Genomic DNA, 17,116 nt, shown 5'->3' with positions numbered 1-17,116 from the left:
TCACTAGACCCGGACGTCGGGGTCACGTCACGACCTGGTGCAAGAGCGGTCGCCCTGCGGGGCGGCAAGCGAGGTGGTACCGCGGTGGTGCCCGGTGAGCAGCCGGAGCCGTCGTCCTCGACACCACGAGTCGACGACCCGCAGGAGCAGCCCCGATGACCTACCCCAAGGTGTCCACCACCGGCGACCACACCGGTGCGGCCTTCGGCGTCCCCGCCAGCCCGCGCCTCCCGGAGGTCGAGGAGGCGGTGCTCGCGCACTGGGCGGCCGACGACACCTTCCGCGCCTCGGTCGAGCAGCGCGACGCGGGGGAGCGCGGCGAGAACGAGTTCGTCTTCTACGACGGCCCGCCCTTCGCCAACGGCCTCCCGCACTACGGACACCTCCTGACCGGCTACGTCAAGGACGTCGTCCCGCGCTACCAGACGATGAAGGGCAAGCGCGTCGAGCGCCGCTTCGGCTGGGACACGCACGGCCTCCCGGCCGAGCTCGAGGCAATGCGCCTCAACGGCATCAAGACGACGGACGAGATCCTCGAGCTGGGCATCGAGAAGTTCAACGCGGCCTGCCGCGAGTCGGTCATGAAGTACACCGGCGAGTGGCGCGACTACGTGACCCGCCAGGCGCGCTGGGTCGACTTCGACCACGACTACCGCACGATGAACGCCGACTACATGGAGTCGGTCATCTGGGCCTTCAAGTCCCTCTACGACAAGGGCTACGTCTACGAGGGCTTCCGCGTCCTGCCGTACTGCTGGAACGACGAGACGCCACTGTCCAACCACGAGCTGCGGATGGACGACGAGGTCTACCAGAACCGGCAGGACCCGTCGGTCACCGTCGGCTACCTCCTCGACGACACCGGCGCCGACCCGGTCCTCGACGGCGCGCACCTGCTCGTGTGGACGACGACGCCGTGGACGCTGCCGAGCAACCTCGCGGCGATGGTCGGCTCCGACATCGAGTACGTGGTCGTCGAGGCGCCCGTCCCCGGCACCGACCGCACCGCCCGCTACGTCCTCGCCGAGGCGCGGCTGGAGGCGTACAAGCGCGAGCTCGCCTCCGCCGAGGGCGAGGTCAGCGTCGTCGGGCGCTACCGCGGCGCCGACCTCGTCGGCCGCACCTACACGCCGCCGTTCTCCTACTACGCCGGCCGCGCCAACGCCTTCCGCGTCGTCGCCGCCGACGACGCCGTGACGACCACGGACGGCACCGGCGTCGTCCACACCGCGGGCGCCTTCGGTGAGGTCGACAAGGAGGTGACCGACCGCGAGGGCATCGAGGCGGTCATGCCGGTCGGCAAGGACGGCCGCTTCACCGCGCCGGTCACCGACTACGAGGGCGTCCAGGTCTTCGACGCGAACGCGCTCGTCATCGACCACCTCAAGGCCGCGACCCGCGGCGAGGGCGCGACCGGTGCGGTCTCGCCCGGCACGGTGCTGCTGCGCCGCGAGTCCTACGACCACAGCTACCCGCACTGCTGGCGCTGCCGCGAGCCCCTCATCTACAAGGGCGTGGAGTCGTGGTTCGTCGAGGTCACGGCCGTCAAGGAGCGGATGGTCGAGCTCAACCAGCAGATCACCTGGACGCCCGAGCACGTCAAGGACGGCCAGTTCGGCAAGTGGCTCGAGAACGCGCGCGACTGGTCCATCACGCGGAACCGGTTCTGGGGCAGCCCGGTCCCGGTCTGGAAGTCGGACGACCCGGCGTACCCGCGCATCGACGTCTACGGCTCGTTCGAGGAGCTCGAGCGCGACTTCGGCGACCTCCCGCGCGACCGCGACGGCAACCCCGACCTGCACCGCCCGTTCGTCGACGAGCTGACCCGGCCCAACCCCGACGACCCGACGGGCCGCTCGACGATGCGCCGCGTCGAGGACGTCCTCGACGTCTGGTTCGACTCCGGCTCGATGTCGTACGCGCAGGTGCACTACCCGTTCGAGAACGCGGACTGGTTCGCGGGCACCGAGACCGAGGACGCGCACTTCCCGGCGGACTTCATCGTCGAGTACATCGGGCAGACGCGCGGCTGGTTCTACACGCTGCACGTCCTCGCGACGGCCCTGTTCGACCGGCCGGCGTTCCGCTCGTGCATCAGCCACGGCATCGTCCTCGGCAACGACGGCCAGAAGATGAGCAAGTCCCTGCGCAACTACCCGGACGTGCGCGAGGTGTTCGACCGCGACGGCGCCGACGCGATGCGCTGGTTCCTCATGTCGAGCCCGATCCTGCGCGGCGGCAACCTCGTCGTCACCGAGGAGGGCATCCGCGAGGGCGTCCGGCAGGTCATCCTCCCGCTGTGGAACGTCTGGTACTTCTTCTCGCTCTACGCCAACGCGGCGAACGGCGGCGCCGGGTACGAGGCGCGCTGGTCGACGGCGTCCACGGACCCGCTCGACCGCTACCTGCTCGCGAAGCTGCACGACCTCGTCGGCACCGTCGAGGCGCAGATGGACGCCTCCGACGTCCCCGGCGCGAGCGAGTCGGTGCGCCAGTTCGTCGACGTGCTCACCAACTGGTACATCCGCCGGTCGCGGGAGCGCTTCTGGGACACCGGGTCCGGTGACTCCGCAGCCGCCGAGCAGGCGTTCGACACGCTGTACACGGCGCTCGAGGTCCTCACCCGCGTGGCGGCGCCGCTCCTGCCGCTCGTCACCGAGGAGGTCTGGCGCGGGCTGACCGGCGGCCGCTCGGTGCACCTCGCCGACTGGCCCGCCGCGGCGGACCTGCCGGCCGACGACGCGCTCGTCGCGGCGATGGACCAGGTGCGCGCGGTGTGCTCGACCGGCTCGTCGCTGCGCAAGGCCGAGGGTCTGCGCGTCCGCCTGCCGCTGCGCGAGCTGACCGTCGTGACGGCCGACCCGGAGGGCTTCGCGCCGTTCACGGCGATCGTCCGGGACGAGCTCAACGTCAAGGGCGTGACGGTCCTCGACGTCGCCGAGGCGCACGAGTCCGACTTCGGCATCTCGCAGCGCCTCACCGTCAACGCGCGGGCGGCCGGCCCGCGCCTCGGCCGTGACGTGCAGACCGCCATCAAGGGCTCGAAGTCCGGCGACTGGGCGGTCGCCGACGACGGCACCGTCACCGCCGGCGGGCTGGCGCTCGTCGAGGGCGAGTACACCCTCGAGACGGTCGTCGAGGGTGGCGCCGGCGGCTCGCTGGCGACGGCGATGCTGCCCGGTGGCGGTTTCGTCGTCCTCGACACCGAGGTCACGCCCGAGCTCGCCCGCGAGGGCATCGCGCGCGACCTCGTGCGCGCGGTGCAGCAGGCCCGCAAGGACGCCGGGCTCGAGGTGTCGGACCGCATCCTCCTCGAGGTGTCGGGCGACCCCGAGGTCGACGCCGCGGTCGAGGCGCACGGCGCGCTCGTCGCGGGCGAGACGCTGGCCGAGCGGGTCGACGCGCTCGACTCGCCCGACGGCGAGCGGGTCGCGGTCGTCACGGTCGGCGACGGCCACAAGGCCCACGTGCGGGTCACCCGCCGGTGATCCCGCCGGCCGCCCGCTACCCCACGGGTCCCACGCGTATCGGGTCACCCGATACGGCAGCGCTCCACCCGGGAACGGTTCCGGGGTGAAGCGCGGCGGACCCCGGGAGAGCGGTGCGGACACGGCCGCCGACGGCCGGCGCTCCGTGCTGACGTGGCCCGCGGTCCCGCCGGTCGCCGGACGGGTCCGCCTGCGGGAGTTCAGGAACGACGACCTCGCGCTGGTGCTCGACCTCGCCACCGACCCCTACGTGCCGGTCATCTCGACGCTGCCTGCCGGGGCCGACGACGCGGATGCCCTCGCCTACATCGAGCGGCAGCAGGGGCGCCTCGCGGAGGGACGCGGGTTCAGCTTCTGCGTCTCCCTCACGGACACCGACGAGGCGGTCGGCACCGCCGGGCTCTGGGTCGACGACATCGGGCACGGGCGCTTCCGGGCCGGTTACACGGTCGCGCCGTCGTGGCGGGGCCGCGGCCTGGCGACGGACGCACTGCGGGCGCTGACGTCGTTCGCGTGGACCCTCGAGGTGGCCCACCGCGTCGAGCTGTACGTCGAGCCGTGGAACACCGTCTCCCTCGCGGTGGCGGAGCGCAACGGCTACCTCCGCGAGGGGCTGCTGCGCGACCACCACCGCCTCGGCGGCGAGTGGCGCGACATGGTCCTCCTGGCCGCCGTCCGCCCCTGACCCCGGTCTCGTCCCCACCCGCCCCACGCGTATCGGGTCACCCGATACGGCCGCGCTCCATCCGGGAACGGTTCCGGGGTGAAGCGCGGCGTTGTCGGGTGAGGCGCCGTCCACGCCCGAGTCGCGGGGGGTCAGCGCTCGGACAGTCCCGCTTCGCGCCACGCCGCGAAGCCGCCGTCGACGTCGGCGGCCCGTAGCACCCCGACGTCGCGCAGCGCCGCGGCGGCCAGCGAGGACGTGTACCCCTCCTGGCAGATGACGACGACGCGCAGGTCGTCGCTCGCGATGGGCAGTGCCGCGTCGTTCGTCGGGTCGAAGCGCCACTCGAGGACGTTGCGCTCGACGACGAGCGCGCCCTCGGGCTCGCCCTCCTCGGCGCGCTGCGCGGCCGGCCGGATGTCGACGAGCACCGCCTCACCGGCGGCGAGCTCGGCGTACGCCTCCTGCGGCGTCAGACGCTCGATGCGGTCGCGCGCCGCGGAGAGCAGGAGGTCGACGCGGCTGGTCACCAGGCCTCCGCGGTGCGGGTGACGACGGGCTGCAGCACCCCGTCATGCTCCTCGTAGTCGGTCATCGACGCCAGCCGCGGGGCGTAGACGTGCAGCGACACGGCCGGGTCAGGGCCTTCGTTCGAGACGCGGTGGACGTACTGCGCCCCGAATCCGTGCGCGTCGCCGCGTCGGTGGACGCGCCGCAGCCCGCGGACGAGCCCGTGCGCGGCGGTCCGCTCGACGAGCGCGCCCTGGAGGACGACGAAGGCGCCCGCGCTGCCGCCGTGGTCGTGCCACTCGGTGTGCTGACCCGGGAGCCACGTGAGCAGCCAGGCCTCGTGCCCCTCGGTCGCGAGCAGGCGACGGTAGTAGCGGCGCTCGGGGTCGAAGTCGACGGCCGGCCGCCAGACGGCGGGGTCGGCGGCGAGCCGGCGGGCGGCCTCGAGGGGAGTGGACAGGGTGCGGGGTCGGGCGATGACGGTCATGGCGATGTCCTTCGGGTGGCGGTGCGTGCGAGGGGACCGTCGCGGCGCGTGAGGGCGCGGCCGCTCGACGGAGGGAGGTGGGGGAGGTCGGGTGTGCGGAGCGGTCAGCGCGGACAGCGACGACCCGCCGGCCCGGGCGCCGGGGAGCAGGTCGACGGTCGGCGCGAGCTCATGCGACGACCGTAGATGAAAAAGCAGTAGTTATGCAATCCATAACCAACCGTTGTCTTGCGATGGCGTCCTCGTGGCGACCCGCCCGTCGGCGAGGGCTGTCGCCGCGCCGGTGCTCGGGCGTAGCGTGACCGGTTGCCTGCTGACGCGCCCGCGCCCCGCCGGCGAGGAGGAGCCATGGCCAGGGACGAGGTGGACGGTGCCCGGACGTTCCGGCAGCCGGGCGAGGTCTACGACCGCTTCATGGGCCGCTACTCCCGGGCCCTGGCCCCCGTCTTCGCCGACGCCGCGGGCGTGGCACCGGGGCAGCGCGCCCTCGACGTCGGCTGCGGTCCGGGCGCCCTGACCGAGGTGCTCGTGGACCGGCTCGGGGCTGCGGCCGTCACCGCCGTCGACCCGTCCCCGCCGTTCGTCGCCTCCTGCCGCGGGCGGTGCCCGGGCGTCGACGTGCGCGAGGGGCGGGCCGAGGCGCTGCCGGTCGACGACGGGACCCACGACGTCGCCCTCGCACAGCTCGTCCTGCACTTCGTGAGCGAGCCCACCGCAGCGGCCGCCGAGATGGTCCGCGTCGTGCGCCCGGGCGGGACGGTGGCCGCCTGCGTCTGGGAGTTCTCGGCCGGGATGGAGATGCTCCGCCTCTACTGGGACGCCGCCCTCGACGTCGACCCCGAGGCCCCCGACGAGGCACGCACCCTCCGGTTCGGGCGGCCGGGCGAGATCGCCGACCTCTTCTCGGCCGCAGGCCTGGGCGAGGTCGAGGAGAGCGTGCTGCCCGTGTCGTCGACCTACGCGGACGTCGACGAGCTCTGGACAGGCTTCCTCGCGGGCATCGGACCGGCGGGCAGCCACCTCCTCGGCCTGCCCGAGGAGCAGCGCGCCGGGGTGCGCGCCGGCGTCGAGCAACGCCTCGGCGGGACGGGTGGGCCGTTCACGCTCGGCGCGACCGCGCGCTGCGCAGTGGCCCGCCGCCCCGCGTGAGCGGGCACCGGCCGGTTCCCGTGGCGGCCGTGGGATGCGGGAGGATGGGCGGGTGAGCCCTGCACCCGACGCCGCCCAGCGCGAGGCCGCGCACGCCCTCGAGGTCCGCAAGCGCCTGCGCGAGGTCGAGGAGTCCATCCTCTCCCGCGCGCCCGAGCACGACCTCCAGCCCTCGCTCGACCGCATCGCGGCCGTCATGGAGCTCGTCGGCGACCCGCAGCGCACCTTCCCCGTCGTCCACGTCACCGGCACCAACGGCAAGACGAGCACGGCGCGGATCATCGAGTCGGTGCTGCGCGAGATGGGCCTCAAGACAGGCCGGTTCACCAGCCCGCACCTGCACTCGATGCTCGAGCGGATCGCGGTCGGGGGTCGCCCGGTCGACGCCGAGCGCTTCCTCGCGGCCTACGACGACGTCATCCCGTTCGTCGAGATCGTCGACGCGCGCTCGGCGGCCGAGGGCGGCCCGCGGATGACGTACTTCGAGGTCCTCGTCGCGGTCGCCTACGCGGCGTTCGCCGACCTGCCCGTCGACGTCGCCGTCGTCGAGGTCGGGATGGGTGGCGCCTGGGACGCGACCAACGTCGTCGACGCCCCGGTGTCGGTCATCACCCCGATCGACGTCGACCACCGGCACTTCCTCGGGGACACGCCCGCCGAGATCGCGCAGGAGAAGTCCGGCATCATCAAGGCCGACGGCATCGCCGTGTCCGGCGTGCAGGACGACCGCGACGCCGCCGAGGTCCTCGTCGACCGCGCGGCCGAGGTCGGTGCGCGGATCGTGTTCGAGGGCAACGACTTCGGCGTCACGACGCGTGAGGTCGCGGTCGGCGGCCAGCAGCTGTCGCTCAAGGGCCTCGCCGGCGAGTACCCCGACCTCTTCCTGCCGCTGCACGGCGCCCACCAGGCGCAGAACGCCGCCGTGGCCGTCGCCGCGGTCGAGGCGTTCGTCGGGGGCGGCGAGCAGGCGCTCGACGTCGAGGTCCTGCGCGCCGGGCTCGCCGCGGTCGAGTCGCCCGGCCGCCTCGAGATCGTCCGCCGCAGCCCCACCGTCCTCGTCGACGCCGCCCACAACCCTGCCGGCGCCCGGGCGCTGCGCGACGCGATGTCGGACGCGTTCACCTTTGTCAAGCTCGTCGGGGTCGTCGCCGTCATGGCCGACAAGGACGCCGCCGAGATGCTCGAGGTCCTCGAGCCGCTGCTCGACGAGGTCGTCGTCACCCGCAACACCTCGCCCCGCTCGATGCGCCCACGCGAGCTCGGCGAGCTGGCGGCCGAGATCTTCGGCGAGCACCGCGTCACCGTCGTCGACGATCTGCCCGACGCCCTCGACCGGGCGGCCGGCCTCGCCGACGAGGGCGGCGTCGCCGGCGGCGTCCTCGCCACCGGCTCGGTCGTCACGGCCGCCGAGGTGCGGATGCTCCTCGGCACCACCGACGTCTGACCGCCGGGAGCCCTACCTCAGAGCCAGCCGGCCTCGCGGGCGACGCGGACGGCGTCGGCCCGGTTGCGGGCCGTCGTCTTGCCGATGACCGAGCTGAGGTGGTTGCGGACCGTGCCCTCCGACAGGTGCAGGGTCCGGGCCAGCTGCGCGATGGTCGCGCCCGACTCGGCGGCCCGCAGCACCTCGGTCTCGCGCGGGGTGAGCGGCGAGTCGCCGAGCGCCAGGGAGTCCGCGGCCAGCGCCGGGTCGACGACCCGCAGCCCGGCGTGCACGCGCCGGACGGCATCGGCCAGGGCGTGGGCCGGGGTGTCCTTGACGACGAACCCGGACGCGCCGGCCTGCATCGCCCGGCGCAGGTAGCCCGGCCTCCCGAAGGTCGTGACGACGAGCACCCGTACGTCGGGGTGCCGTTCGCGCAGCAGCGCGGTGGCGTCGATGCCGTCCCCGCCGGGCATCTCGACGTCCATGAGCACGACGTCGGGCGCGGTCTCCGCGACGACGCGCACGACGTGCTCGCCGTCCTCGGCCTGGCCGACGACCTCGAGGTCGGGCTCGAGGTCGAGCAGCGCGGCGAGGGCGCCGCGCACGAGCGCCTGGTCGTCGGCGAGGACGACGCGGATGGGGGTCACGGACGGCTCCCGGTGTCGGTGGCGGAGACGACGATCTCGAAGCCGCGCGGCTCGAGGCGGCGGGCGGTGAGGACGGCGCCGGCGGTGCGCGCGCGCTCGGCGAGCCCGCGCAGCCCGTGGCCGGCCGCGCGGGCGGCGGGACCCCCGGGCGGCACCCGGCCGTCGTCGGCGAGGCGGAGGCCGCCGTCGTCGATGGTGACCCGGCACGTGCTCGCGCCGCTGTGCCGGATGACGTTCGTGACGCCCTCGCGGACGGTCCAGGCGTAGAGCTCGCGCAGGTCGGGGGCGACCCCGTCGACCCGGCGCGGCAGGTCGGCCTCGATGCCCGCGGACGACAGCGCGGCCCGCGCCCGGGCGATCTCGCCGGCGAGCGAGATCTCGCGGAAGCCCTCGACCGCACCACGCACGTCGGCCAGCGCCTCGCGGGCGAGCGACTCGACCTCCTCCACCTCGGCCTTCGCGCGGGCCGGGTCGAGGTCGACGAGCCGGGCGGCGAGCTCGGCCTTGACCCGGATGACGGTCAGCGAGTGGCCGAGGATGTCGTGTAGGTCGCGGGCGACCCGGTTGCGCTCGTCCTCGACGGCGAGGCGGGCGTTCTCGCGCTGGGCCTCGGCGAGGTCGCGCGACCGGCGGACGGCGACCATCCCGCTCGTGATGGCCAGCACCGCGAAGGCGATGGCGAAGCTCAGGCTGTTGTCGCGCTCCCACCCCGGGACCCGGTGTGCGAGAACCTCGTAGAGGACCGCGAGTCCCACCGCGATGACGTAGGGCACCCAGCCGCCGAAGGTCCACATCGCCGACACGGCGACGAAGACCCAGGTCGCGGTGGCCGTCTGCCCGATGACGAGCACGCAGCCGGCCGACAGCGCGGAGAGCAGCGCGAACCGCAGCGCGCGCGGCCACGGGCCCGCCTCCGGCGTCGTGACGCCCGATCGCGAGACGCCCGGCAGCGGGGAGACGACGTAGTGCCACACGTAGACGACGACGAAGAGCACGAGCAGCCCGACGCCGGTCACCCGGTCCACCCCGGTCGTCCGCCACGCGGTGACGAGGGGCTCGAGGAGGTAGACGACCCAGATGAGCCCGATGAGCCGGCGCGCGACCCCCGCCGACGCCGGGACCGGCGCGACGAGGTCGTCCTCGTCCCGCCGGCTCGCCCACGGCCGCCCCGTCACGCTCACAGGGTCTCAGACCCGGTCGGTGTCACGGCGGAAGCGCCACACGGCTCCCGCGACGAACAGCGCACCCCAGACGACGAGGTCGAGCACCCACGAGACGTGGAAGGCGTCGTGCGTGCCGGACGTCGTCAGCGTCAGGGGCCAGTGCGCCAGCTGGCTCAGGCCGTAGATCGGCGTGTACTGCGCGATCTGCCCGTAGAGGGAGTCGGTCGGCAGCGGCCCGGAGAACAGCCCGCCGAGGATGGCGAGGACGGCGAGCAGGGGCCCGAGGAACTGCATCGCGTTCTCGCTCGGCAGCAGGTAGCCCATGAAGAGCCCGAAGGCGGCGAAGACGAGCGACCCCAGGACGATGACGAGCGCCATCTGCCACCACGGCGCGAGCCGGGTGAGGTGCGCGGTCCCGGTGGCGGCGCCCACGGCGAAGGTCACGAGCGTGGCGCAGGTGCCGAGCACGACGGCGACGAGCATCTTGACGAGGACGTGCGACACCGGTCGGGCCGGGGTGAGCCGCAGCTGCCGGCTCCACCCGGCCGCGCGCTCGATCGAGACCGACGCGCCGGCCGACGTCGAGGCCATCACCGCGCCGTAGACGGCCATGCTCGCCATGACGTAGGCGCCGACGTTCGCGACGGCGTGCGGTCCGAGCACGTCGTCCTGGCCGGTGATCTGGCTGCCGATGAAGACGAGCATCACCGCGGGGAAGACGAAGGTGAACACGAGCACCCGGCGGTTGCGCACGAGCCGGCGCAGCTCGATGCGCAGCACGGTGGGGTTGAGCAGGGGACGACGCGGGGCCGGTCGGGCCGCGGCCGTCGAGGTGGGCAGGGCGGTCATCGGGGGAGTCCTCCCGTGGTCGGAGCGGTGGCGTCCTCGCTGGTCAGCGCGACGAACGTGTCCTCGAGACGCCGGCCGGCGATCTCGAGGTCGTGGGCGGCGGTGGTGGTGAGCAGGTGCCGGGCGAGGGCGTCCGAGTCGGTGCTCACGACGGAGATCGCGGCGCCGCGCACCTCGACCTCGACGACGCCCGGCAGCGCCCGCAGCGCGTCCGCGTCGGCGCCGGGGAGGGTGGCCCGCACCACGCGGCCCGAGCTCATCGCGCCGAGCTCGGCCGGCGTCCCGTCGGCGACGACCCGACCGCCGCGGACGACGACGACGCGGTCGGCCCAGCTCTCGGCCTCCTCGAGGTAGTGAGTCGCGAAGACGACGGTGCGCCCCTGCGCGGCGTCCGCGTGGATGGCCTGCCAGAAGGCGCGGCGGGCGGAGACGTCCATCCCGGTCGTCGGCTCGTCGAGGACGACGAGCTCGGGGTCGGGCACGAGCGCCATCGCGAAGCGGGTGCGCTGCTGCTCGCCGCCGGAGCAGTCCTTGATGCGCCGACCGGCGATCGCGGTGACGCCCGCGGCCTCGAGCGCCTCGTCCACCGGCCGCGCCGCGGGGAAGAGCGCGGCGGTGTACTCGACGCTCTCGCGGACGGTCAGGTCCTTGAGGAGGCCGCCGGACTGCAGCACCGCCGAGACGAGGCCGCGGTCGACGGCCTCGCGCGGGTGCATCCCGAAGACGGCGACGTCGCCGTCGCTCGGCGTGCCGAGGCCGAGCACCAGGTCGATCGTCGTCGACTTGCCGGCGCCGTTCGGGCCGAGCAGCGCGACGACCTCGCCCTGGCCGATCGTCAGGTCGATGCCGTCGACGGCGCGCACGTCGCCGAAGTGCTTGCGGAGTCCCCTCAGGGTGATCGCGTCCATGGCCACGACCCTCGCGTGGGCGACGGGCGGACGCCCCGCACGGCCGTCACGAGGGTGACGTGACGTCCGCGCGCGTCGGTGCGTGACGGATGTCAGGGCCGTCCGGCGGGCTCGCCTACGCTGGACGCATGACCCTGCTCAAGCTCGTGCTGATCGTGGCCGCGCTCGTGGCCGTCTGGTACGTCGTCCGGATGGTGCGGGCGCAGCAGGGCGGCGCCGACGTGACCTTCACCCCGGTCGAGGAGCTCTCGGCCGACGTCCGGCAGGTCATCGACGCCTCCCTGGCGCAGGGTCAGGCGGTCGCGGCGATCAAGCACTACCGGGCGGCGACCGGAGCGAGCCTCGCGCAGTCCAAGGCGGCGGTCGAGACCTACGACTGGAAGAGCGGCGGGCCCCGATGAGGCGGCTGCACCTCTACGGGCAGCAGGGGAAGCTGACCTTCCGTCTCCTCGCGGTCGTCCTCGTCGGGCAGGCGATCGTGCTCTCGTTCTTCGCGCTCGTCGCCCGCGCCCAGGCCATCGCCGACGGGCGTCCCGACGACGGCAGCCGCCTGCTGTGGGTCGGGATGGGCCTGGCGCTCGCGGCGGTCGTCGCCGGCGGGCTGATGCGCCGCCCGTACGGCATCACCCTCGGCTGGCTCGTCCAGCTCGCGACCTGGCTGAGCGCCGTGCTCGTCCCCGCGATGCTCGGGGTCGCGGTCGTCTTCACCGCCCTGTGGGTGCTGCTGCTCGTCCAGGGCGTCAAGGCCGACGCGCTCGTCGCCCGGCACGAGGCCGAGGTGGCCGCCGGGGGCGCGGTCGCCGCCGACTAGGCTGGGCGCGTGACCACCGAACGCTCCCTCGTCCTCGTCAAGCCCGACGGCTACGCCCGCGGCCTCACCGGGGAGGTCCTGCGCCGCATCGAGGCCAAGGGCTACCGCCTCGCCGCGCTCAAGGTCGTCAGCCCGACGACCGACATGCTGCACCGCCACTACGCCGAGCACGAGGGCAAGCCGTTCTTCGAGCCGCTCGTCGAGTTCATGTCCTCCGGCCCGGTGACGGCGGTCGTCATCGAGGGCGAGCAGTGCATCGCGGGCTTCCGGTCGCTCGCCGGCGCCACCGACCCGACGAAGGCCGCGCCCGGCTCGATCCGCGGCGACCTCGGCCGCGACTGGGGCGCCAAGGTGCAGAAGAACATCGTCCACGGCTCGGACTCCCCGGAGTCGGCCGCCCACGAGATCGGCATCTGGTTCCCCGAGCTCTGAGCCCCACGAGCACCACGCGTATCGGGTGACCCGATACGCCCGCGCCTCACCCGACAACGGTTCTCGGGTGAGGCGCGGTCATGTCCGGGGAGGCGTGCCGAGAGCGGCCCGAGAGACGCCCCACGCGTCACTCCCGTCACACCGACCACGGGAGGCCGGTACGCCTCGCCCCTCCCCGGCGTTGCGTCCCCGGCCGACCGCCGGGCCCGGCCTAGCCTGCACCGCATGAGCGGCTGGTCGACGGGACTGTTCCGGGGGAGGGACCTCGCCATCGACCTCGGCACCGCCAACACCGTCGTCTACGAGCGCGGCCGCGGCGTCGTCCTCGACGAGCCGTCGGTCGTCGCCGTCCGCGCCGGCACGGGCGAGCTCGTCGCCGCCGGCCGCCGGGCCAAGGAGATGCTCGGGCGCACCCCGGAGGCGGTGAGCGCGGTCCGGCCGCTGCGCGACGGCGTCATCTCGGACGCCGACGTCACGGAGCGGATGATCCGCTGGTTCGTCGACCGCGTCGCCCCCTCCAGGCTGCGCCGGCCGCGGGTCGTCGTCTGCGTCCCGAGCGACATCACGAGCGTCGAGCGTCGCGCCCTCGAGGACGCCACGCTCCGCTCGGGCGCCCGCCGGGTCCACGTCGTCGAGGAGACGATGGCGGCCGCGATCGGCGCCGGCCTGCCCGTCGAGGGCACCGAGGCCTCGATGGTCGTCGACATCGGCGGCGGCACGACCGACGTCGGGGTCATCAGCCTCGGCGGCATCGTCGTCAGCCGCACGGTGCGCCTGGGCGGCGACGAGATCGACGAGGCGCTCGTCTCCTTCGTCAAGGCCGAGTACTCGCTGCTGCTCGGGGAGTCGAGCGCGGAGCGGCTGAAGATCGCCGTCGGGTCGGCCTTCCCGCTCGTCGAGGAGCTGTCCGAACGGGTCCGGGGGCGCGACCTCGTGACGGGGCTGCCCAAGACGGTGACCATCGGCTCGGCCGAGGTGCGCCGCGCCATCGAGACGCCGGTCGCCCGGATCGTCGACCTCGTCCGGTCCGTCCTCGACGTCTGCCCGCCCGAGCTCGCCGGCGACGTCGTCGACCGCGGCATCGCCCTGACCGGCGGGGGAGCCCTCCTGCGGGGCCTGGACGAACGGCTCTCGCACGAGCTCGGCGTGCCGGTGCGCGCGGCCGAGGAGCCGCTGCACGCCGTGGCCCGCGGGGCCGGCCGCTGCGTCGAGGAGCTGGCGACGCTGCACCGCGTCCTCGTCGACACCCGCCGACCGTGAGCGACGACCGCCGCCGTCCCCGCGGACGGACCGTCGTGGCCGGCCTCGCGGCGGCGACCGGGCTCGTCCTCGCCCTCGACCTGTCCGGGGCGGTCGACACCGCGCCGGTGCGTCAGCTCGCCGCCGCCGGGCTCGGGCCGCTCGAGCGCGCCGTCGGGCCGCGCGACGACGAGACCACGCGCCTGCGGGCCGAGAACACCCGGCTCGCGGCGCGCCTCACCGACACCCAGCAGCGCCTCGCCGCCGCCGGACGTGCGCAGGCCCTGCTCGACGCCCCGGCGCTCGGTGGCCTGCCCGTCGTCACGGCCCGCGTGGTGGGGGTGGGGCCGTCCGGGCCGGCGGGGCCCGAGCGGGTCACCCTCGACGTGGGGGCGCGCGACGGGGTGGAGGTCGACCGCGCCGTCGTCACCCCCGACGGGCTCGTCGGCCGTGTCGTCACCGTCGGGCCCTGGACCTGCGACGTCCTCCTCCTCGGCGCCCGCGACGTCGCCGTCGGCGTGCGCGTCGGCTCCCGCGGCGTCCTCGGCGAGGTGTCGGCCGCCGCGCGCCCCGGCGGGCCGGCGCCGGCGCCGGGGACCCTCGCGCTCGCCCCGGTCGCCGGGGGAGCGCTCGCCGCCGGCGACACCGTGACGACGCTCGGCAGCCCCGGCGACCGGCCGTTCCCCGCCGGGCTCGTCGTCGGGACGGTCTCCGCCGTCGACGACGCGCGCGGTCGACCGACCGCCGGTGGCGTCGTCACCCCGGCCGTCGCGTCGGCCACTCTCGACGTGGTCGGCGTCGTCCTCGGGGCCCGCCGCTCCCAGCCCCGGCCGGCCGCGACCGCGGGGGGATGATGCGACCCCTCGGGCTCCTCGCGCGCGCGGCGCTCCTCGTCGTCGCGGCCGTCGTGCTCGCCGCCCTCGCGGCCCGGCACGTGCGCCCGGTCCCCGACCTCGTGGCGGTGCTCGTCGTCGGATGGGCCCTCTGGCGCGGACCGGTCGCCGGGGCGCTCGCCGGGCTGGTGGGTGGCTGGGCGCTCGACCTCGTGCCCCCCGGCGCCGACCTCCTCGGCCTGCACGCGATGGCCTACGCGGGGGCCGGTCTGCTCGCCGGTCGGCTGCGCGTGCCCGGACCGGTCGGTGCGCCGCGCGTCGCCGCCGCCGCGCTCGCGGTGTCGGGGCTCGTCGCGGCCGTGGACGTGCTCCGGGCGCTGTCCGTGCAGGCGCCGGTCGACCTCGGCGAGGTCGCGCTGCGCGTCCTGCTCACCGCCACCGTCGCCGCGGTGCTGGTCCCGGTCGTCGTCCGTGTCGAGCGGGCCGTGCTCCGGCGGCGGTTCGGATGAGCCCTGGCGGCCGCCGCGGCCGCGTCACGGCGGTGCTCGTCGCGGTCGTCCTCGCCTTCGCCGGCCTCGTGGCCCGGCTCGGCGAGGTGCAGCTCGCGCAGGCCGACGACCTCGCCGCCCGTGCCGTCGCGCTCGACACCCGGACGATCCTCGTGCCCGCCCTGCGCGGGCGCATCGTCGACGCTCGGGGCCGCGAGCTCGCGGGCCACCGGACGAGCACGGTCGTCACCCTCGAGCGACGGGTCATCGCGGACGACCGTGACGGCGCGCAGGCCGAGGTGCGCGAGGTGGCCCGCGTCCTCGGGCGGGATGCCGACGAGCTGCTGGGGCGGCTCTGGCTCTGCGGCGAGGCCGGGGCTCCGGCCGCGCCGGCCTGCTGGGCCGGCTCCGCGCAGGTCCCGGTGCCGCTCGCCTCCGACGTCGACCCGGTCCGCGCCCTCTCGCTCGTCGAGCGGCCAGACCGCTTCCCGGGCATCGACGTGGCCTCGGTGCCCGTGCGGACCTACCCGCGACCGGCGGGGGCGCAGGCGGCCCAGGTGCTCGGCTACCTCGGCCGGACGACGGAGGCGGACCTCGCGGCCGACCCGACCTTGCACCCGGACGACCTCGTGGGCCGGGCGGGGCTCGAGCAGCAGTACGACCGGGAGCTGCGCGGGACCCCCGGGCGCACCGTCGTGTCGGTCGACGCCCGGGGTCTCGTGACCGGCGTGGTGTCCCGCGTCGACCCCGTGCCCGGCCGCGACCTCGTCACCTCGCTCGACGCCACCGTGCAGGCCCGTGCCGAGGAGGCGCTCGAGACCGAGATGCGACGCGCCCGCGGGCGCGGATGGCCGGCCGACTCCGGTGCGGTCGTCGTCCTCGACCCCCGCTCGGGCGCGGTGGCCGCCCTCGCCAGCCTGCCGACGTACGACCCCAACGTCTGGACCGGCGGCATCTCGGCCGCCGACTACCGGCGCCTCACCGACCCCGCCGCGGGGACGCCGCTGCTCTCCCGCGCCACCGACGTCGGGTTCGCGCCGGCGAGCACGATGAAGCCCGCGTCCGTCGCCGCGGCGGTCCGGGACGGACGCTCGCTCGGGGCGACGTACGACTGCCCGGCCGTCTACCGGATCGGGGACCGCGACTTCCACAACTTCGAGACCGAGCCCCGGGGCCACATCAGCCTGGCGACCGCGATCGAGATCTCCTGCGACACCGTGTTCTACCGCCTCGCCCACGACGCGTGGCGGCGCCAGGGCGGCCCGGACGCACCCGCCGACACCCGCGACCCGTTCGCCTCGACGGCCCGGGGCCTCGGGCTCGGCCGCGCCACCGGCATCGACCTGCCGAGCGAGTCGGCGGGGCGGGTGCCCGACCGCACGTGGCGGCGGGCGACGTGGGAGCAGCAGAAGGACGAGCTGTGCCGGCGCGCGCGCACCGGGTACCCGGAGGTCGGCGACCGCGAGCGACGGCGCTTCCTCACGGAGGTCGCTCGCGAGAACTGCGCGACCGGCTGGCAGCTGCGCGCCGGCGACGCGGCCAACTTCTCCATCGGCCAGGGCGACGTGCTCGCGACACCGCTGCAGATGGCCGTCGTCTACGGCGCGATCGCCGACGGCGGCACCGTCCGGACCCCGCGCGTCGGGGCGGCGCTCGTCGACCCGGTGACGGGCGAGCGGACCCCGGTCGACGCCGGCCCGACCCGCCGCGCGCCGCTCAGCGCGGCGACCGACCGCTACCTGCGCGCCGCGCTCCGCCGGGTGGTGACGTCGGGGACGGCGGCGCCGGTCTTCGCCGGGATGCCGGCGGACTGGCCGGTCGCGGGCAAGACGGGCACCGGCGAGGTCGTCGGCCGGCGCGACACCTCGTGGTTCGTCTCCTACGCCCCGGCCGGCCGGCCGCGGTGGGTCGTCGCCGCCGTCGTCGCGCAGGGCGGCACCGGCGGCTCGACGGCCGCTCCGGTGACGCGGGCGGTGCACCTCACCCTGCGCGGCCTGGGCTGAGCGTCACCGGACGCAGCTG

17 protein-coding genes are annotated in these 17,116 nt (G+C 75.0%); 11 read left to right on the top strand and 6 right to left on the bottom strand.

The genetic code is table 11. The annotated features are described in order from the left end of the window. Positions 1 to 155: 155 nt before the first annotated feature. Together ileS and KMZ30_RS09060 are read left to right on the top strand one after the other, a co-directional pair. Entirely contained in the window at positions 156 to 3,488 is a 3,333-nt protein-coding gene (ileS, locus tag KMZ30_RS09065; protein ID WP_215512641.1) for an isoleucine--tRNA ligase, read from the top strand. Between the two features lie 85 nt (positions 3,489 to 3,573). After that, the gene (locus KMZ30_RS09060; protein WP_308279696.1) at positions 3,574 to 4,173 is read left to right on the top strand and encodes a GNAT family N-acetyltransferase; all 600 of its coding nucleotides are present in this window, start codon (positions 3,574 to 3,576) and stop codon (positions 4,171 to 4,173) included. 131 nt (positions 4,174 to 4,304) lie between these two features. Here KMZ30_RS09060 and KMZ30_RS09055 read toward each other — a convergent pair whose 3' ends face one another. Together KMZ30_RS09055 and KMZ30_RS09050 are read right to left on the bottom strand one after the other, a co-directional pair. Further along, positions 4,305 to 4,682 carry a rhodanese-like domain-containing protein gene (locus KMZ30_RS09055; RefSeq protein WP_308279695.1) on the bottom strand — a complete coding sequence of 126 codons (378 nt, stop codon included), beginning with the start codon at positions 4,680 to 4,682 and terminating at the stop codon, positions 4,305 to 4,307. Beyond that, a complete protein-coding gene (locus KMZ30_RS09050) occupies positions 4,679 to 5,149 on the bottom strand; it encodes a cysteine dioxygenase (RefSeq protein WP_215512640.1) in 471 nt (156 codons plus the stop codon). Before KMZ30_RS09050 ends, KMZ30_RS09055 begins: the two co-directional genes overlap by 4 nt. Positions 5,150 to 5,497: 348 nt before the next feature. Between KMZ30_RS09050 and KMZ30_RS09045 the strand changes: the two genes are divergently transcribed. Both KMZ30_RS09045 and KMZ30_RS09040 read left to right on the top strand, forming a co-directional pair. Continuing rightward, positions 5,498 to 6,298, top strand: coding sequence for a class I SAM-dependent methyltransferase (locus KMZ30_RS09045; protein ID WP_215512639.1), 801 nt, complete (start codon positions 5,498 to 5,500; stop codon positions 6,296 to 6,298). Between the two features lie 52 nt (positions 6,299 to 6,350). Beyond that, positions 6,351 to 7,742 (top strand): bifunctional folylpolyglutamate synthase/dihydrofolate synthase, encoded by a 1,392-nt coding sequence (locus KMZ30_RS09040; protein ID WP_372447512.1) that lies wholly within the window; start codon positions 6,351 to 6,353, stop codon positions 7,740 to 7,742. 17 nt (positions 7,743 to 7,759) lie between these two features. Here KMZ30_RS09040 and KMZ30_RS09035 read toward each other — a convergent pair whose 3' ends face one another. Genes KMZ30_RS09035 through KMZ30_RS09020 form a run of 4 tightly spaced genes read right to left on the bottom strand, consistent with a single transcriptional unit; the run spans position 7,760 to position 11,291 of the window. Further along, on the bottom strand, positions 7,760 to 8,371 hold the full coding sequence (locus KMZ30_RS09035) for a response regulator transcription factor (protein ID WP_215512638.1): 612 nt from the start codon (positions 8,369 to 8,371) through the stop codon (positions 7,760 to 7,762). After that, positions 8,368 to 9,546: a sensor histidine kinase gene (locus tag KMZ30_RS22320; protein WP_308279694.1), complete on the bottom strand. Its 1,179-nt coding sequence runs from the start codon at positions 9,544 to 9,546 to the stop codon at positions 8,368 to 8,370. The genes KMZ30_RS09035 and KMZ30_RS22320 overlap by 4 nt, the downstream gene beginning before the upstream one ends. A gap of 12 nt (positions 9,547 to 9,558) precedes the next feature. Next, positions 9,559 to 10,383 (bottom strand): ABC transporter permease, encoded by an 825-nt coding sequence (locus KMZ30_RS09025; RefSeq protein ID WP_215512637.1) that lies wholly within the window; start codon positions 10,381 to 10,383, stop codon positions 9,559 to 9,561. Continuing rightward, positions 10,380 to 11,291 (bottom strand): ABC transporter ATP-binding protein, encoded by a 912-nt coding sequence (locus KMZ30_RS09020; RefSeq protein ID WP_215512636.1) that lies wholly within the window; start codon positions 11,289 to 11,291, stop codon positions 10,380 to 10,382. The genes KMZ30_RS09025 and KMZ30_RS09020 overlap by 4 nt, the downstream gene beginning before the upstream one ends. Before the next feature lie 128 nt (positions 11,292 to 11,419). Here KMZ30_RS09020 and KMZ30_RS09015 point away from each other — a divergent pair, with 128 nt between their 5' ends. From KMZ30_RS09015 to mrdA, 7 genes are all read left to right on the top strand, one after another. Continuing rightward, positions 11,420 to 11,692 (top strand): hypothetical protein, encoded by a 273-nt coding sequence (locus KMZ30_RS09015; protein WP_215512635.1) that lies wholly within the window; start codon positions 11,420 to 11,422, stop codon positions 11,690 to 11,692. Next, positions 11,689 to 12,102: a DUF4233 domain-containing protein gene (locus KMZ30_RS09010; RefSeq protein WP_215512634.1), complete on the top strand. Its 414-nt coding sequence runs from the start codon at positions 11,689 to 11,691 to the stop codon at positions 12,100 to 12,102. Before KMZ30_RS09015 ends, KMZ30_RS09010 begins: the two co-directional genes overlap by 4 nt. Positions 12,103 to 12,111: 9 nt before the next feature. Then, positions 12,112 to 12,534, top strand: coding sequence for a nucleoside-diphosphate kinase (ndk, locus tag KMZ30_RS09005; protein ID WP_030527382.1), 423 nt, complete (start codon positions 12,112 to 12,114; stop codon positions 12,532 to 12,534). A 225-nt stretch (positions 12,535 to 12,759) separates the two neighbouring features. Then, positions 12,760 to 13,794: a rod shape-determining protein gene (locus KMZ30_RS09000; protein WP_215512633.1), complete on the top strand. Its 1,035-nt coding sequence runs from the start codon at positions 12,760 to 12,762 to the stop codon at positions 13,792 to 13,794. Next, a complete protein-coding gene (gene mreC, locus KMZ30_RS22315) occupies positions 13,791 to 14,627 on the top strand; it encodes a rod shape-determining protein MreC (RefSeq protein WP_215512632.1) in 837 nt (278 codons plus the stop codon). The genes KMZ30_RS09000 and mreC overlap by 4 nt, the downstream gene beginning before the upstream one ends. Then, positions 14,624 to 15,115, top strand: coding sequence for a rod shape-determining protein MreD (locus KMZ30_RS08990; protein ID WP_215512631.1), 492 nt, complete (start codon positions 14,624 to 14,626; stop codon positions 15,113 to 15,115). Before mreC ends, KMZ30_RS08990 begins: the two co-directional genes overlap by 4 nt. Next, positions 15,112 to 17,097: a penicillin-binding protein 2 gene (gene mrdA / locus KMZ30_RS08985; protein WP_215520002.1), complete on the top strand. Its 1,986-nt coding sequence runs from the start codon at positions 15,112 to 15,114 to the stop codon at positions 17,095 to 17,097. The genes KMZ30_RS08990 and mrdA overlap by 4 nt, the downstream gene beginning before the upstream one ends. Positions 17,098 to 17,116: the final 19 nt, after the last annotated feature.

It is taken from the genome of Phycicoccus mangrovi, from assembly GCF_018729305.1.
Lineage (GTDB): Bacteria > Actinomycetota > Actinomycetes > Actinomycetales > Dermatophilaceae > Phycicoccus > Phycicoccus jejuensis.
Note: the sequence above shows the minus strand (reverse complement) of the source record. Positions and strands in the feature narration are given on the sequence as shown.

Excerpts from the sequence above, each read along its gene's own strand:
- ileS (WP_215512641.1), top strand. The coding sequence starts at position 156 with ATGACCTACCCCAAGGTGTCCACCACCGGCGACCACACCGGTGCGGCC.
- KMZ30_RS09050 (WP_215512640.1), bottom strand. The coding sequence starts at position 5,149 with ATGACCGTCATCGCCCGACCCCGCACCCTGTCCACTCCCCTCGAGGCC.
- KMZ30_RS09045 (WP_215512639.1), top strand. The coding sequence starts at position 5,498 with ATGGCCAGGGACGAGGTGGACGGTGCCCGGACGTTCCGGCAGCCGGGC.
- KMZ30_RS09025 (WP_215512637.1), bottom strand. The coding sequence starts at position 10,383 with ATGACCGCCCTGCCCACCTCGACGGCCGCGGCCCGACCGGCCCCGCGT.
- KMZ30_RS09020 (WP_215512636.1), bottom strand. The coding sequence starts at position 11,291 with ATGGACGCGATCACCCTGAGGGGACTCCGCAAGCACTTCGGCGACGTG.
- KMZ30_RS09015 (WP_215512635.1), top strand. The coding sequence starts at position 11,420 with ATGACCCTGCTCAAGCTCGTGCTGATCGTGGCCGCGCTCGTGGCCGTC.
- KMZ30_RS09010 (WP_215512634.1), top strand. The coding sequence starts at position 11,689 with ATGAGGCGGCTGCACCTCTACGGGCAGCAGGGGAAGCTGACCTTCCGT.
- KMZ30_RS09000 (WP_215512633.1), top strand. The coding sequence starts at position 12,760 with ATGAGCGGCTGGTCGACGGGACTGTTCCGGGGGAGGGACCTCGCCATC.
- KMZ30_RS08990 (WP_215512631.1), top strand. The coding sequence starts at position 14,624 with ATGATGCGACCCCTCGGGCTCCTCGCGCGCGCGGCGCTCCTCGTCGTC.
- mrdA (WP_215520002.1), top strand. The coding sequence starts at position 15,112 with ATGAGCCCTGGCGGCCGCCGCGGCCGCGTCACGGCGGTGCTCGTCGCG.